Annotated in this window: 16 protein-coding genes and 1 pseudogene; 8 read left to right on the top strand and 9 right to left on the bottom strand. The window is 67.7% G+C overall.

Going from position 1 to position 14,265, the window contains the following annotated elements; all coding sequences use genetic code 11:
* Positions 1–41: 41 nt before the first annotated feature.
* The gene (locus ACGFJ2_RS18225; RefSeq protein WP_357962525.1) at positions 42–449 is read right to left on the bottom strand and encodes a RidA family protein; all 408 of its coding nucleotides are present in this window, start codon (positions 447–449) and stop codon (positions 42–44) included.
* A 143-nt stretch (positions 450–592) separates the two neighbouring features.
* Here ACGFJ2_RS18225 and ACGFJ2_RS18220 point away from each other — a divergent pair, with 143 nt between their 5' ends.
* Positions 593–973, top strand: a complete 381-nt coding sequence (locus ACGFJ2_RS18220; RefSeq protein WP_357962522.1) for a helix-turn-helix domain-containing protein — start codon at positions 593–595, stop codon at positions 971–973.
* Positions 974–1,388: 415 nt separating this feature from the next.
* On the opposite strand, the gene ACGFJ2_RS18215 is transcribed toward ACGFJ2_RS18220, so the two are convergent.
* The 3 genes and pseudogenes from ACGFJ2_RS18215 to ACGFJ2_RS18205 all read right to left on the bottom strand — a co-directional run bounded on the left by ACGFJ2_RS18215 (position 1,389) and on the right by ACGFJ2_RS18205 (position 3,352).
* Positions 1,389–2,417 (bottom strand): hypothetical protein, encoded by a 1,029-nt coding sequence (locus ACGFJ2_RS18215; RefSeq protein WP_363991243.1) that lies wholly within the window; start codon positions 2,415–2,417, stop codon positions 1,389–1,391.
* Positions 2,418–2,569: 152 nt separating this feature from the next.
* A pseudogene (locus ACGFJ2_RS18210) lies at positions 2,570–2,701 on the bottom strand (IS5/IS1182 family transposase); the annotation flags it as partial.
* Between the two features lie 54 nt (positions 2,702–2,755).
* Positions 2,756–3,352: a TetR family transcriptional regulator gene (locus ACGFJ2_RS18205; RefSeq protein ID WP_357962672.1), complete on the bottom strand. Its 597-nt coding sequence runs from the start codon at positions 3,350–3,352 to the stop codon at positions 2,756–2,758.
* Positions 3,353–3,482: 130 nt separating this feature from the next.
* On the opposite strand from ACGFJ2_RS18205, the gene ACGFJ2_RS18200 reads away from it, so the two are divergent.
* From ACGFJ2_RS18200 to ACGFJ2_RS18185, 4 genes are all read left to right on the top strand, one after another.
* Positions 3,483–4,379 carry a zinc-binding dehydrogenase gene (locus tag ACGFJ2_RS18200; RefSeq protein ID WP_358173782.1) on the top strand — a complete coding sequence of 299 codons (897 nt, stop codon included), beginning with the start codon at positions 3,483–3,485 and terminating at the stop codon, positions 4,377–4,379.
* 164 nt (positions 4,380–4,543) lie between these two features.
* A complete protein-coding gene (locus tag ACGFJ2_RS18195; RefSeq protein ID WP_393469549.1) occupies positions 4,544–5,395 on the top strand; it encodes an IS5 family transposase in 852 nt (283 codons plus the stop codon).
* A 32-nt stretch (positions 5,396–5,427) separates the two neighbouring features.
* On the top strand, positions 5,428–5,814 hold the full coding sequence (locus ACGFJ2_RS18190) for a VOC family protein (RefSeq protein WP_357952195.1): 387 nt from the start codon (positions 5,428–5,430) through the stop codon (positions 5,812–5,814).
* Positions 5,815–5,964: 150 nt separating this feature from the next.
* The gene (locus ACGFJ2_RS18185; RefSeq protein WP_393469546.1) at positions 5,965–6,642 is read left to right on the top strand and encodes a GNAT family N-acetyltransferase; all 678 of its coding nucleotides are present in this window, start codon (positions 5,965–5,967) and stop codon (positions 6,640–6,642) included.
* A 208-nt stretch (positions 6,643–6,850) separates the two neighbouring features.
* On the opposite strand, the gene ACGFJ2_RS18180 is transcribed toward ACGFJ2_RS18185, so the two are convergent.
* From ACGFJ2_RS18180 to ACGFJ2_RS18170, 3 genes are all read right to left on the bottom strand, one after another.
* Complete coding sequence (locus tag ACGFJ2_RS18180) at positions 6,851–7,516, bottom strand: response regulator (protein WP_393469543.1); 666 nt, start codon at positions 7,514–7,516, stop codon at positions 6,851–6,853.
* On the bottom strand, positions 7,513–8,661 hold the full coding sequence (locus ACGFJ2_RS18175; RefSeq protein ID WP_393469540.1) for a sensor histidine kinase: 1,149 nt from the start codon (positions 8,659–8,661) through the stop codon (positions 7,513–7,515). The genes ACGFJ2_RS18180 and ACGFJ2_RS18175 overlap by 4 nt, the downstream gene beginning before the upstream one ends.
* 186 nt (positions 8,662–8,847) lie before the next feature.
* Entirely contained in the window at positions 8,848–9,270 is a 423-nt protein-coding gene (locus ACGFJ2_RS18170; protein ID WP_393469537.1) for a hypothetical protein, read from the bottom strand.
* A gap of 302 nt (positions 9,271–9,572) precedes the next feature.
* On the opposite strand from ACGFJ2_RS18170, the gene ACGFJ2_RS18165 reads away from it, so the two are divergent.
* Both ACGFJ2_RS18165 and ACGFJ2_RS18160 read left to right on the top strand, forming a co-directional pair.
* Positions 9,573–10,790: a hypothetical protein gene (locus tag ACGFJ2_RS18165; protein WP_393469534.1), complete on the top strand. Its 1,218-nt coding sequence runs from the start codon at positions 9,573–9,575 to the stop codon at positions 10,788–10,790.
* A gap of 163 nt (positions 10,791–10,953) precedes the next feature.
* Positions 10,954–11,070 carry a TetR family transcriptional regulator gene (locus tag ACGFJ2_RS18160; protein ID WP_393469531.1) on the top strand — a complete coding sequence of 39 codons (117 nt, stop codon included), beginning with the start codon at positions 10,954–10,956 and terminating at the stop codon, positions 11,068–11,070.
* A gap of 244 nt (positions 11,071–11,314) precedes the next feature.
* Here the strand turns inward: ACGFJ2_RS18160 and ACGFJ2_RS18155 are convergent, their stop codons facing one another.
* Positions 11,315–11,923 (bottom strand): SUKH-4 family immunity protein, encoded by a 609-nt coding sequence (locus ACGFJ2_RS18155; RefSeq protein ID WP_393469528.1) that lies wholly within the window; start codon positions 11,921–11,923, stop codon positions 11,315–11,317.
* Positions 11,924–12,169: 246 nt separating this feature from the next.
* Between ACGFJ2_RS18155 and ACGFJ2_RS18150 the strand changes: the two genes are divergently transcribed.
* On the top strand, positions 12,170–12,301 hold the full coding sequence (locus tag ACGFJ2_RS18150) for a hypothetical protein (protein ID WP_393469526.1): 132 nt from the start codon (positions 12,170–12,172) through the stop codon (positions 12,299–12,301).
* Positions 12,302–12,507: 206 nt separating this feature from the next.
* On the opposite strand, the gene ACGFJ2_RS18145 is transcribed toward ACGFJ2_RS18150, so the two are convergent.
* Entirely contained in the window at positions 12,508–13,716 is a 1,209-nt protein-coding gene (locus ACGFJ2_RS18145) for an ice-binding family protein (protein ID WP_393469523.1), read from the bottom strand.
* Positions 13,717–14,265 lie beyond the last annotated feature (549 nt).

Raw genomic sequence — 14,265 nt, 5'->3', positions numbered from 1 at the left:
ATCATGGCCACTTCGGTGCTCAGTGAGCGAAGGCCATCTGTTCAGTCGAGGATCGCGGTGGCTTCGATCTCGACCAGGTGGTCGGGGACGTCCAGTGCCGCAACGCCTATCAGCGTGGTCGGCGGGGCCGGGGTGACCCCCAGCTTCGCGGCTGCCCGGGAGATGCCTTCCAGGAGCGGGGGCATCTTGTCGGGGGTCCAGTCGACGACGTAGAAGGTCAGTTTCGCCACGTCGTCGAAGGAGCCGCCGACCTCGGCCAGGGCCTTGCCGATGTTGAGGTAACTCTGCTCGACCTGTGCGGCGAGATCGCCTTCGCCGACCGTGACACCCTCGGCGTCCCAGGCGACCTGTCCGGCGATGAAGATCAGCTTTGACCCGGACGCGATCGACACCTGCCGGTAGACATCGATCTTGGGCAATCCGCTGGGGTTGACAAAGGTGATGGCCATGGTGCCTGTCTCCTCGTTCTGAGCGCCTGTGGGCTCGCGTCCGCGCCGACCACGACACTCTTGCTCTCTTGTGGTTACTCAAGAACTATAAGAGACTGGCTGCTGACGTGGAAGAACGCACTTTTCCGTGACTGGAGAACCTTATGGTGACCAAGCAGTTCACAGGCTCGCCCGAGGACGCAGACCTGGCGCGTGCGGGCTCCTTGGCGCGGGAGATCTTCTCGGACGTGGCCAACAAGTGGGCGTTCCTGATCGTCGAGGGCCTCGGTGATCGCACCCTGCGCTTCAGTGAGCTGCGGAGCGAGGTCGAGGGCATCAGCCACAAGATGCTCACCCAGAACCTGCGCATGCTGGAGCGCAACGGCCTGGTCGAGCGCACCGTGTACCCCACCGTCCCGCCGCGGGTCGAATATACCCTCACTGAGCCGGGCCAGGCTCTGCGAGCGACGGTCGATGGGATGTGCGGCTGGACCCACCGGTACTTCGGTCACATAGAGGCCGCACGCCGTCGCTTCGACGCCTGACTTCTGCGGCCAACTGGGATGCCGAGAGGGGCCAGCTAGCGTGCTCAGTCACATTTGGCCACTTCGCCTGACGCTGGCCAACTATCTGGCCACTTTGGCTGGCACGCGGCCAGATGGCGTGTCACCTGACAGTTACCATCATGCAGTAGTCGGCAGGACCCCCCGGAGCCGCACTCCGCCGGCCGCGGCCGCCCGAGCCGGTTCGCCTCAGATCGGACGGTATCCCCGCGACCTGGTCACGGCAGGTGAGTCAGGTGTCCACCCGCGGCATCATTACCTCCAGCGAACCCGATCTCATCTGATCATCTTGGCCACATCTCGGGGGTCAGGGTGTGGCGGAACGGAAACGTACGCTAAGCCCATTCCCGCAGCCACCCTGCATCGGGCACACGCGAGGGATCACAGGCCTGATGGCCTACTGGATGCTCCAGGAGTGCGGATGCGAGGGAACAGGGCAGGCGAAGACGTTCAGCTGACCCCAGCGCCCCACGGTGACCTCGGTCGGCGTGGCGAACCGGTGCGCGGGCAGATCCTGTTCCTCGATCGGCTTCCAGCTGCCGCTGCCGCCGTCCCACTCGCTGCTGTCGATGGTCAACAGTAGGTCCATCGGTGCCGTGCAGGCCCGGCAGTGCATGGGAGACGGGTCGGTCAGGTGCCACGACGCGAACCCTCCGACGCGCCAGCCGGGCGGAATGGACAGGTCCTGCTGGTAGGTGGGCGCCTCGGGTGCGTCGTCTTCCCCTGTCTCTTCGGCCTCCTCCTCGAGGGCTTCCTCCCAGGCGTCAATCCGGGCGTGCAGGTCCTTGGGCAGCAGTCCGGCGAACGGGTAGGTGGCCACTTGTTCCGGGTGCAGCACGCAGGGCTCCGGAACATATCCGTCAAATCCCACGACCGCTGGTCGGGGCGGCGCGGCCAGGACCTCGGCCACCTCGGAGGATCGGCGCCAACGGAGGTCCAGCGACATGCCGCAGCCGGTCGGTCCGTGCCCGTCGAACGGGCACCAGAACACCTGGAGGAGGTCGCACCCGTCCGGTCCCGTCAGCAGATCGGGAACGTCCCGCCGGTACAGCTGGGCGACACCGATCATCGGCAGCGGATCGGTGTCGGCCACCCCCTCGACGCGATGCTTCCGCGCCAACTCCTCCAGGAGTGCCCGTTCCTCCGTCGTGGGACCCGCATCCGGGTCGCGGGCCCAGGCAGCCGCGAGGACTTGTCGCTCCCGATGGATGTCCGCGGGGCGCCGCCCGGTCCCGCGCTTGTGTGGCTTCGTACACACCGGCCATGGCTCGTCCGCCGGCCAAAGAAGGGGGCCGCCCACGGAACTGGACGACACGTCCGGGCTGCCCGGACGAGGGTGCAGCCGGGTAGTCGTACCGCGGTAAGCGGCCAGTTCCGGGAACAACACCTCAACATCGAGCGGGCGCGGCGGCGTGGTCCTCGTCATGGACGCGATCTTAGACAACACCTCAGCTACCGGGAGCCCGCTCCCATTCTCAGGTCAACGGCCCGAACATGACCAAACCCGACCGTCTCCTGGCTCGAGCCCCGGCACCAAATCCCTTTGTCAGCAGGCTCTTTGACCGACCGGCAAATGGATCACTTCAGGCGTCGGGTGGTGGGGCGGTGGTCCCAGCGATAGCGGGTCGTCGAGCGTCGGATGAGCATGCGGAGCGTGACGAAGGCGGCGGCGAGGTATAGGTAGAAGTCCACGGCGCTGCTGCGCTTCTCCCTATGGGTGAGCACGTCCGGGCCCTGTTCGAGGCCGGGTGGCACAGAACGAGCTCATGCCTCCAGGCTGAGGGCGGAGTTCATGGTTGAGCAGGCCCGGCGCAAGAGCGCGGGCAGTTCGCCCGGTGTGCAGTCGGGCAGCCATTCGTCCAGAGCGCAGCGCCAGGTGGCCACGAAGAACTCGATGAGGAGCCGCAGTTCGAGACGGTTTTGTTCGTCAAGTCGGCACGCGATCTCGGCTTGGACTTCGGCGCAGTGCCGCAGCGTGTACCCGTCGAGTGCGGGTGAGTCGGCGATGAGCCGGAGCGTGAGCGGGAAGCGCCGGTACCAGTCCTCGTCCATGCGCTCCAGAGTGGTCAGCATGGCGGCGAGGAAGACATCGGCCAGAGGCCCGGACTTCTGGATGCCGTCCAGGACTTCCAGGTAGGTGTCCCAGAGCTGCTTGACGGCGGTGAGTGCAACGTCCTCCTTGGAGCGGAAGTTGCGGAAGAAGGTCCGCCGGGACACCTCCACCTGCTCCAGCAGCGCGTCCAGCGGAGCGTTGTCGAATCCGCGTTCGCTGAAGAGCGTGATGGCGGTGTCGATCAGTGCCTGGCGAGTATGCAGCTTTTTGCGTTCGCGCAGGCTGGCGGGTTGTTTAACGGTCGTCATCACAATCACTGTACCAAGTACGCCGAGATTACGCATATGCTCTACTAGAGCAAACGCCACACTATGGCACTTTATGAAAGGGAACCTTCCTGTGCGTGCACTCGTCGTGGATCACACCTCACCTGGACACTTGTCACTGACGGACGTCCCTGCCCCGCGACCCGCCGCCCACGAGGTGCTCGTGCGGGTCGAGGCGGTCTCGCTGAACTTCGGTGAGGTCCATGTGGCCACCCGTCCGGAGATGCCGGACGGCACCGTGCTCGGATGGGACGCGGCCGGCGTGGTCGTTCAGGCGGCCGCCGACGGTTCGGGCCCGGCCGAGGGAGAGAGGGTTGTCACCCTTGGAGGGGAGGCCGGCTGGGCCGAGTTGCGCGCCGTACCCGCCGCCCTGCTCGGCACCGCGCCAAAGGACGCCGATCCCGGCGCGTTGAGCACCGTTCCCGTGGCCGGGCTGAGCGCCCTGCACGTGCTACGTCAGATGGGATCGCTGCTCGGTCGCCGCGTGATGGTCACCGGTGCTTCAGGCGGCGTCGGCCGCTACGCCGTCCAGTTGGCCGCCCGCGCCGGCGCGCACGTCGTTGCCATCAGCCGGAGCACCGCTCAGGCGGACGGGCTGCGAGCCCTGGGCGCCCACGAGGTCCACCCCGAGCCGGCCGCCGTGCAGCAGCCCGTCTCGGCCGTTCTTGACAACGTCGGCGGACAGTACCTCGTCGACGCCTTCGCCTCCCTGTCGGCCGGCGGCAGCCTCATCAGCGTAGGCCGATCCTCCGAGGCCGATGCGGTGCTGTCACCGGATGCCCTGCTGGGCGACGGAGGACGGCACGGCCGGTCGATCCGCACCTTCTTCCTCTTCGGCGACCCCACCACCGACTTCTCTGCGGATCTGACCTGGCTGGCTGGAGAGATCGCCGCAGGCAGCCTCGATCCGGGCATCAGCTGGCGCGGCCCCTGGACTCGCCACTCCGAGGCAGTCAAGGTTCTGCTCGACCGTCGCCTCCACGGCAAAGCCGTCCTCGATCTCAAGTAACCGGCTGGCGCGACGCCGTCACAACCTTCCTCCGTGCCGTACGACGCTGATGGAGGTCAAAGACGGGGCTGCGACCGACGGGCGAATGGTGGTGCCGGGTACGAGACAGGCACGGGCTTGAATGATCATGGAGTTCTCTACGCTCAGTGATCACTGGAGGGCCCGTGCCTGCTGTGCCATCTTGCCTGCTCGCCCCCCTGTGGGACCAGTTCGCCGCCCTGCTACCCGCGCGCGATGACTATGCGCCGACCCACCCGCTGGGCTGCCACCGTCGCCGGGTCCCGGACCGAATCGTCTTCGAGCACATCGTGCAGGCCCTGGTCCACGGCACTGGATACGAGCGGATCGCCAGTCCGGGCTGCTCGGACCGAACCATTCGACGCCGCGTCAAGCTCTGGTCGCAGATGGGCATATCAGAGCAGGTCCACGCCCTGGCGCTGCAAGCGTACGATCGCATGATCGGCCTCCAACTGGCTGAGATCTCCGTGGACGGATGCATCACGAAAGCTCCATCGGGCGGCGAGAAAGCTGGACGCTCCCCGGTCGACCGAGGCAAACAGGGACTGAAGCGATCGTTAGCCTCCGACGCGGCCGGGGTCCCTTTGGGAATTGTCTCCGCAGGCGCCAACCGGCACGACTCACCACTGCTCGGCCCCACCCTCGAAGCAACGAAAGCCCAGGTAGGAGCACTCCCCGAGCAAGTGAACGTCAATCTCGACCGGGGCTACGACAGCGCCAGGACCCGTGCCTTGCTCGACGAGTTCGGCTTCACCGGCGAGATAGCCCGCAAGGGCGTGCCCGCACCGATCCAGGCCGGCAAACGGTGGGTGGTTGAGCGGTGCCACTCGTGGATGAACGGCTACGGCAAGCTGCGGCGCTGCACCGAGAAGAGCTGCAGCGTCGTGGACTTCTACCTATACCTCGCCGCCGCCTTCGTCACGCTCCGCATGCTCATCCGACGCTCGACGACCCGCTATCGCTGGGACCACCGCCCCACCACCCGACGCCTGAAGTGATCCATTTGCCGGTCGGTCTTAGCATGATCACCATGCATCGCAGTCGTGTCTACGCCCTCCTGATAGACACCCCCACGCCGGAGGCTGAGGCAGCGGCGGCCTTCTGGGCCGCGGCGCTGGGGGCTACGGCTCGCCCGCTGCCTTCCGAGGAGCAGTTCATCTCGCTGCACGGCGCCTTGCCCGAGCCTGGCCCGCTCGTGGCCGTGCAGGCGGTCGACGACGCTCCCCGTTTCCATGTGGACATCGAGACCGACGACGTCGAGGCGGAGACCCGGCGACTGATCGCCCTGGGCGCGAGTGAGGTGGCGCGGTGGCAGGAGTGCCGCACCCTGCGCGTCCCCGGCGGTCATCTCATGTGCGTGCTTCCCGTGGAGAGCGACCGCGCGGTGTTCGAGTCCGAGGCCAAGACCTGGCCCTAAGTCTGCCGCTGGTAGACCAGGCGGGTGGGGGCCGGCGTGGGGGTCTCGACTGTCGATGGCCTGTGACAGTGCACGAGGCGAACGACGTGCTCGGGGGCCAGGCCGAATATGTGATGCGCGCCGTGCCGGTCGGCCCGTACGGTTGCGCCCATGCCGACGACTGGCTCGCCTCTGTCCGCGTATCCCCCGCTGAACGTGCAGGTGCACACACCTCGGCTGTCCTTGCTCGGGGCGACAGATGAGCTCCTAGAACGCCTGGTCCCGACGGTGCGCAAGGGCGTGGCCGTCAAGCCCCCGTGGCCCTTCGACGATCCGATGTCCCTCTATGCGGACAGCCCGGAGCGCGAGTGGGGCTGGCTGCGGGCGGTGTGGCGGGGCCGGGGCCAGGTCAGCGAGAGCTTGTGGCGTCTGTACTTCGTCGTAGTCGTCGACGGCGAACCGGTGGGCATGCAGGATCTGATCGGCCGCGACTTCGCCGCGTTCGGCACGGTCACCACATTCTCCTGGCTCAGCCCGGACGTTCGGGGCGGCGGCCTGGGCAAGGAGATGCGGCAGGCGGTGCTGCAGCTGGCTTTCGACGGGCTCGGGGCCAGTGAGGCGGGCAGCGATGCCTTCGTCGACAACCACGCCTCGAACCGCGTTTCGCAGGCACTGGGTTACGTGCCGAACGGCGTCGACTGGGACACCCGGCGCGGCGAGCCGGCAGAGATCAAGCGGTGGCGGCTGACCCGGGAGCAGTGGATCAAGCGGCGGCGCGACGACATCGAACTCGTCGCCGTCGGCGACTGCCTGCCAGTCCTCGGGATTGACCTACCACCAGCTGACTGACCAACAAACCTTCCAGGGAGGGTGTCCATTACGCCGACAGCCCTGAACACGCGATAGAGCTGACAGGTCTGTGGCGGTAGATCACGACTGAATGTAGAGCCTGGTTCTGGGTTCAAGGGCGGCGCTCCTGCCGAATCGTTTCGGAGCCAAACAGTCTGTGGGCCGCATTTTCTGGCGCTCTTGCTGGCAGCGTCGGCATCGCCCGGGGTCACGCGCCGGGCCGTATCAGGCCGCTCTCGTACGCCAGGATGACCAGCTGAACCCTGTCGCGCACGTTCAGCTTGGCGATGGCCCTGGTGATGTGGGTTTTGGCGGTGAGCGGACTGATGACGAGCCGCTCGGCGATCTCGTTGTTGGAAAGGCCGAGCGCCACGAGCTTGACCGTCTCCAGTTCCCGGACGGTAAGGGCGGCCAATCGCTGCCCCGCGCTGGGCGTGAGGTCCTGCCGGTGCGCGAACTGCTCGATGACGCGGCGAGTCACGCACGGAGACAGGAGCGCGTCTCCGTCGGCGACGGCGGCGACCGCCCGGCGCAGTTCGGCGGGTTCGACCTCTTTGGTGAGGAAGCCGCTGGCGCCGGCGCGCAGGGCGGCGAAGACGTGTTCGTCAGTGTCGAACGTGGTGAGGATGATGACGCGACAGCTCAGAGCGGTCGAGCCGGTGATGATGCGGCGCGTGGCGGTGATCCCATCCGTGCCGGGCATGCGGATGTCCATGAGGATCACGTCGGGGTGGGTGCTCGAGGCCAGCCGTACGGCTTCGTCGCCGTCCTGGGCTTCGCCGACGACCGTGATGTCCCGGGAGCGGGCCAGCAGGCTGCGGAAGCCGGCCCGTACGAGTGCCTGGTCGTCGGCGAGGAGCACCTTGATCGTCATGCCGTCGAGCCTGCCACAGGGATGTCGGCCCGCACGGCGAAGCCGCCGCCGGGGATCGGTCCCGCGGTGAGCGCGCCCCCGAGTGCGCTCACTCGCTCCCGCATGCCGGCCAGGCCATGGCCTTGGGTGACCTCGGCGCCGCCTGAAGTGCTGCGGCCGTTGTCGGTGATCTCGACGGTGATCGAGCGGGGCTGGTAGCCGATCGTCACCTGGGCCTTGCTCGCTCCCGCGTGCTTGAGCGTGTTGGCCAGGGACTCCTGGACGACGCGGTAAAGGGCGATGGCGAGAACGGCAGGGATGGCCGCGCGGTCGCCGTGCTCGTCGAGGGTCACCTCGAGCCCGGCGGCGCGGGCGTCGGCGATGAGAGTGTCCAGGGAGGCCAGATCCGCCTGGGGTGCGGTGTCAGCTGGGCTCTCGCGCAGGACCGCGACGAGGGAGCGGAGGTCGCTCATCGCCCGGTTCCTGACGTCCTTGGCCAGGCGTAGCGCGGCGGCGGCCGCGGTCGGATCCTCCTGGAGAGTGTCGGCGGCGACATTGAGCTGAACGCCGACGACGGCCAGCGTGTGCGCGATGATGTCGTGTACCTCGTGCGAGACGCGCAGCCGTTCCTCGGCGGCACGAGCACGGCTGTCGGTTTCGCGCAGCCGCTCGCGCCAGCGCATCGCGGCAGCGTAGGCGAGGCCCGCAGCGATGAGGATCGCCAGGAGCAGGCCTTCCCCCGCGACGTGTAAGACGTAGCGGGTCGGATTCGTGTCCAGCGCCCAGCGGAAGTCGACCGCAGAGTAGACCAGCTGGGCCAGGCCGATGGCAGCCACCCAGCGCACGCGTGGCGTGGTTGCGGCGGTGAAGTAGGCGACCGCGGCCGGCCAGATCCAACCGGCGGGAGACCAATGTCCGGTGAGGTGATAGGCGAAGATCCCGCCGATCGACAGCAGCAGCACGGTCATCGGCCAGCGGTGTCTGACCAGCAGGAGCGCTCCAAGAAGCAGAGCGAGGGGGTACGTGCCCTGCCGGGGGGTGTGCACCCCGGTGGCGAGGGCTACGGCGACGAAGAAGACCAGGGTGAGGGCAGCGAGCGCAATGTCGGTGACCCGGGCGAGGTGCCGGACAGGAGCGGGTTCGCGGCGTGGGGGCGGTTCGGCCATGCGAAGGCCCTTTCTCGAGGGGCGAGGGGTGTAACGCCGGGCCGGGGCGAACCGGGACGGCGTCGCCCAGGTGGCCGCCTAGGTGACGCCGTCGGCATGTTCGGCTTCCGGAGTCGCGCGGACCGGCGGACTCACGGACCGCGGAAGCTCTTGATCTGTTTACCAGCCCAGGTGGGAAGGTTCGGATCAGACGTGGGTGACCAGGAGGGTCACGCCTGCCTCGTCGCCACAGTCGACGAAAACGGGACCGACGCCGTTACCGATCGTGGGGGCGAGGGTCGCCTTCACCACGAATCCCTGCGGGTTGTCGTCAATGATGCGGATGTTCTGCAGCAGCGGGCGCGCTCTGTTGATCCCGGCGAGCACCGCCTTGAGCTCTTTGCCACCGCCGCAGTTGCCGGTGATCGTCACCTCCTGGCCTCGCTTGGTGGTGGGATTGGGGCTGACCTGAAGCACCGCCCTGGCGCCCTTCGGCGGCTTCGGCGCGGCCATCGCAGCGGTGGCCTGACTGGCCGTGCCAGCCTGGGCACCAGCCGGCACGCCGACCAATCCCAGCAAACCGGCCGTCAAGCTCAGCCCGGCGATCGCAGTGATCACTTTCTTGCTCATGGCGATTCCTCCAGTTCTCATCCGGCTATCTCGACGAGAAACGGTAGGCCGGACCGCAGCGGGAGCGCGTCGTCCGTTGATCGTCATTTGACCTTGCACCGTTCGCTGTACGAGCTACACCAAAGGGAGTAGGTATCAGGCATGAAATGCCCGGTGACCTGTGGACGGACATGAAGTTCCGCTGCCTATCGATAATGGACGCGCCAGTGGAGCACCCCTAGGGCCCCTATGGTTTCTCCAGGGCCCCCTATGCATTCCCTAGGCCATGGGCGCCGCTGATCGGCGATGGTACGAAATCGTTCGTGACCAAGCGAAAAATATTATCCCTGACATCCAGCAGAATTCTCGGCGCGGTCGCGCTCACCGCGAGCCTGACGACCGCGAGCCTGGCGACCGCGGCCCCTGCGGGCGCGACACTCGCGCCGGTCTGGGACCAGCTGTCCTTTCCCTACGGGTACGTCGAATCCGAGAAGCAACTCAAGGAACTCAACGATGTCGCCGCGCTGAGCGGCACCCAAGCTTGGGCTGTGGGGCAGGTGCGGATGGAGGGCTGGCCGAACCCGCCGGCGGGTGCGGTCTGCCCCGATCTGTTCCGCTGGAACGGTCAGAACTGGGTGAACGACCGGCCGGATATCAACTGCCGGGGCGCGCTGACCTCGGTGTCGGCCGCCGCGGCGAACGACGTGTGGGCCACCGGTTCGACCATCGCCTACCACTGGAACGGTACGGCCTGGACCCTCACTCCGTACCCGACCGAACAGAACAACCCTTTCTACCTTGATGATGTCGCCGCGGTGGGCGGCACCGCCTTCGCGGTCGGCAGGTCCTACCAGTCAAGCAGTGAGGTTTCCACGGCGGGTGTGATCCGCTGGAGCGGCACCGCCTGGCAGAAGATGAGCCTCCCGCCGCTCGCGGGCAACACCGACCTGAGCGCGGTGCATGCTCTGGCACCGGACAACGTCTGGGCGGTCGGCACCACCAACCGCTACGGGCCGAGCACCGATGCGCACACCCTGGTGCTGCACTGGGACGGCCACACCTGGACCCGGCTACCGGATCCGCCGAAGGAAGCGCTGGTCGAGACCGCCCTGGACGCGGTGGCCGCGCGGTCCGGCGAGGTGTGGGCGGCCGGTCAGCGGACCACCTACGAGGCCAACGGCATTTCAGTTAAGAAGCGCGAGGCGTTCGCCATGCGTTGGAACGGTAGCGCGTGGACGGTGACGCCGACCCCGGCGATCACCGGCTGGTACGGATCCTCCATCACCTCGCTGGCCTGGAACGGCACCGAGGTGTGGGCCGGAGGCAGCGGGCAGGACGACGCCACCGCGCGCAGCGTCGGTGTGCTGCTGCGCTGGAACGGCACCGCCTGGCAGCAGGCGCCGAAGCCGCCGCTGCTCGACGACTACCGGATCAAGCAGCTCGGCGCTGTGCCGGGCGGCGGCCTGTGGGCCACCGGCTTAGGCACCCGGGAGACCGACGAGCACGCCAAGGGCCAGTTCCTGGCCCGGGTCACCGGCTGAACCCCGGGCACTTCGCGATGCACCCCGTGGCGTTGACGCCTCGAACCAAGATCCGCCTCCGGCGGGGACGGACTCCGGAATGATCGAGTCCGCGCCGAACGGGACCTTCGTAAGCGGCTGAAGTGGTGGCCTGTTCATTGTCGAGAAGGCGCTCGACCAGGCCATGCGCGTCTTCTGGGAGCAGGGCTACGAGGGCGCCAGCCTCACCGACCTGACCGACGCCATGGGTATCAGCCGCACCAGCATGTACGCCGCCCCAGTTCGTCCAGATGTGCGGTGATATGGCCAGGCCCACATCCCAGGTCCGCGACCTGACCGTCCCCACCCGCACTGACGACCTCGGCGAAGGCACCCAAGATCGCGCGGTCCAGGGGACTGTCTCGCAGCGAGTCTCGGAACAGCCGCGCATAGGTGGGGGCGGCAACGTCGTAAGCGATCGAGACGTCCTGCAGGCGGTTCGCCGTGCCGCTCACGAACGCGCCGCACCGCGCAGACCGCGGTTTGTGGGCGACATCGGCCGGCGATCACCCGTAGAGCGAGCGGGCTCCCGGGCTGGTGCCCTTGAAGCGCTGGCCCACGGCGATCTCCTCGCCGACTACCGACCAGACGGTCTCGTCGTCCTGGAAGGGGAGCGGGTCAATGCTGCTCGTCTCCTGACGGATACGCTCAACCTCGCGTTCCAGGCGCTCGAAGTCGGCTTCCTCGTCTCCGTCGTCGCCGCTGAAGGTGAACTCCTCGAGCAGGCGCTGGAACCGGAGGGTGACCTGGACGAGGGAGGAGACGTCCGTGTGGAGTTCCCGCACGGTCTCCTCGTCGGTGTCGAAGGCGTGCACCTTGCCGGAGCCGGGGTCGAGGGCAAGGTGGGCGTTGAGCAGCCAGCCGATGACGGGCCATTCGCCCGCGTCCCCCGAGACGTCCTCGGCGTCGACGACGTCCCGGACGAGGGGCAGCCGACCGGAGTCCTCGTCGGCCTCATGCAGCCAGAGCGTCCCGGTGGGGACGCCGACGGTCTGCAGGAGGCGGGCGCCCTCGGTGCCTGCGGCGGAGGGCGGGAAGGCGGTGGCGGGCAGGGCCGCGAGCCGGTCCGCGCCGAAGATGTCGGCGAGTTCGCTGCGGGTGACGTCGAAAAGCACTGCCGGAACTCCGAACTCGGCGGCGGCACGGGCGCCGTGGGGATATTAGTGGATGGAAGCGGCCACAACAACAGCGTTGCGGATCGAGGTTTGCGACGTGAACGCTCTGGCACGTCCCAGTGCCGTTGACGACGGGCATCGGACATTCTCCCCGATCAGCTGCGGTCAGTTCGCGCGTTGTGAAGCCGGCTCGCCGGGCTGCTCCTTGCCGTCGGGGCCGCGGCCTGGGCGGCCGGTAGCCCCATCGTGGGAGACAAGATCCAGGAGGGCGTCCAGACGCTCGACACCGTCACCGGGATGCTGTTCGTCGTGGGGCTCTTCGCCTTTGTCTGGATGGTCATGTCCACCTGCGCCGCCGGAGAGGGGGGACCCGGGTGATTCCGGCGGGACTACTCGTGCTCCTGCCCGGCGCGTTCCGCTGGCTGCCGCTGCTCACGGGGATGTGGTCCCCGGTGGCCATGGTGGCTCAGATCTTCGGCGGCTCCACCGTATCGGTGTACGGTAGCGCGGCGTGGCTACTCGGCACGCACGCCCACCTGGGGCGCACGGCTCGCCGCCCACCCCATCAAGCTGTGACGAAGGCACTAGGCGGCCGAGTGGGTGATGGCGCCGGTGTAGGTCCCGGCGACGACATCGGCCGGCAAGGCCACGGTGATCGTCGGGTTCCAGGTGGCGGAGTTGTTCCCCGCGCCGTCGGCGGCGGAGAAGGCGATACGCGCGGAGCCGAGGCCGCCGGCCGTTCCGGGAGTGAATGTCGCGCTACCGGTCGTGTTGATGGCCGGGCCCGGGGAGTAGTTGACGGATCTCTTCGCGATGGTCTCGGGGGCGGTGGCGCCGCCAGTGGTGAAGTCCGTGGAGTCGACGGTCGCGGTCCAGGCGGCGTTCGGGTCACCGCGGGTGTCGGTCACGGTGATCTCGCCGAGCGGGCCCGACACGTTGGCGGCGCCGGCTGCTGCGGAACCCGGGTTCGCGCTGCCGGGCACGTTGATGGACAGTGCGCCGGTGGACCGGCTGATGGCGTTGGTGTCCAGGGTGACGGCGCCGTTGCGGGCCAGGACGCGACCGTTCACGTTCACGCCGGTGGTCACGGTGATCGAGGTCAGCGCGAGGACGTTCCCGGCCAGGCTGGAGCCGGTACCCAGCGTGGCCGAGCTGCCGACCTGCCAGATGACGTTGGCGGCCTTGGCGCCGCCGGTGAGGATCACCGCGCTGGAGGAGGCGGTGATAAGGGTGGAGGCCGCCTGGAAGATGAAGACCGCGTCCGGGTCTCCCTGCGCGTCGAGGGTCAGGTTTCCGGTGATCCCGAAGGTGCCCGCGGCGGAGTTGTAGACCCCTGGTTTCACGGTGGTCCCGCCGAGCTCTGTCCCGATGGTGGTGGCGGGAGTACGAGAGGCGGCGTCGTTGTAGGCGGCGGTCAGGTCGACCTGGGCGTGGGCGGCGGCGGTGTCGGCCACGTGGATGGCACCGCCGACCACGGTGCCGGGCGGGAAACCGGTGACCGACGTGCCCGGGCTCAGCCCGAGGTCGCCGGTGATGACGGTCTCGCCGGTGTTGGTGACGGTGCTGGCACCCAGAACCGCGAAGTTCGCGGCGCTGCCGAGCCCCACCGGCTCGTCCGGGGTGCACGCCCTGGCTTGCGCGGTAAGGAGCATGGTCACGACGGGAATGAGCGCGAAACCGGCCGCCAGCCGGGAAGAGCCAGGAAAGCCGATCTGTGCCGGGGCGGCCACACCGGTGGTCGCGAAGGTCGAACCCCTGGCATATCGCAGCATTGCCGAGACAAGTCTGTTCATACGTCCCTCACCTATGGACGGAGTTGCGGATAGTGATCTTGTAGTCCCCACATCGGCCCGGTGCGGGGGTGGCGTGCTCTGTGGATGACAAGACTTCTTTCCTTGATCACTGACACGGGATACAAGACAGCCGGGGTTCACCGGGATCAGCCCGATCCTTGGGATGGCTATGGCGCCGAATTTCGCTGTCAGCCCGTGACGCACGATTCACGTCGCGACACCACGGCGGGTGAGCTGTGGAAAACCGCAGTCAGATCCGGGTACGCGCTTCCTTCCGGCGCTCGGACCCCCCGGACCTCGCGTTTCTCGTCATGATGGGAAGTTGATCGACGTCCCGCGCCGCACGCTGGAGGGCCGATCTTGACGGGTCCGGTGGACGGGAGAGGCGATACATAGTCGTGAGATAGCGGGACATAGGCGTGGGGTCGCGGGCTGCGGTCGGCAGGGGTCCTACGGCGAGCGCCGCAGAAACCATGGACGGGCGCGGGGTTCCTCCATCGAGGCGCCGACAGCTCCCCGTTGCCAGTAGCCCGACCCGTAAGCGCTGGT

The organism is Nonomuraea sp. NPDC049028 (assembly GCF_043197735.1).
Taxonomy (GTDB): domain Bacteria; phylum Actinomycetota; class Actinomycetes; order Streptosporangiales; family Streptosporangiaceae; genus Nonomuraea.
Note: the sequence above shows the minus strand (reverse complement) of the source record. Positions and strands in the feature narration are given on the sequence as shown.

Bases quoted from the DNA above. Each gene is read 5' to 3' on its own strand.
- ACGFJ2_RS18180 (WP_393469543.1), bottom strand. From the start codon at position 7,516: ATGACGATCAAGGTGCTCCTCGCCGACGACCAGGCACTCGTACGGGCC.
- ACGFJ2_RS18190 (WP_357952195.1), top strand. From the start codon at position 5,428: ATGCATCGCAGTCGTGTCTACGCCCTCCTGATAGACACCCCCACGCCG.
- ACGFJ2_RS18170 (WP_393469537.1), bottom strand. From the start codon at position 9,270: ATGAGCAAGAAAGTGATCACTGCGATCGCCGGGCTGAGCTTGACGGCC.
- ACGFJ2_RS18225 (WP_357962525.1), bottom strand. From the start codon at position 449: ATGGCCATCACCTTTGTCAACCCCAGCGGATTGCCCAAGATCGATGTC.
- ACGFJ2_RS18145 (WP_393469523.1), bottom strand. From the start codon at position 13,716: ATGAACAGACTTGTCTCGGCAATGCTGCGATATGCCAGGGGTTCGACC.
- ACGFJ2_RS18175 (WP_393469540.1), bottom strand. From the start codon at position 8,661: ATGGCCGAACCGCCCCCACGCCGCGAACCCGCTCCTGTCCGGCACCTC.
- ACGFJ2_RS18160 (WP_393469531.1), top strand. From the start codon at position 10,954: ATGCGCGTCTTCTGGGAGCAGGGCTACGAGGGCGCCAGCCTCACCGAC.
- ACGFJ2_RS18185 (WP_393469546.1), top strand. From the start codon at position 5,965: ATGCCGACGACTGGCTCGCCTCTGTCCGCGTATCCCCCGCTGAACGTG.
- ACGFJ2_RS18205 (WP_357962672.1), bottom strand. From the start codon at position 3,352: ATGACGACCGTTAAACAACCCGCCAGCCTGCGCGAACGCAAAAAGCTG.
- ACGFJ2_RS18215 (WP_363991243.1), bottom strand. From the start codon at position 2,417: ATGACGAGGACCACGCCGCCGCGCCCGCTCGATGTTGAGGTGTTGTTC.
- ACGFJ2_RS18220 (WP_357962522.1), top strand. From the start codon at position 593: ATGGTGACCAAGCAGTTCACAGGCTCGCCCGAGGACGCAGACCTGGCG.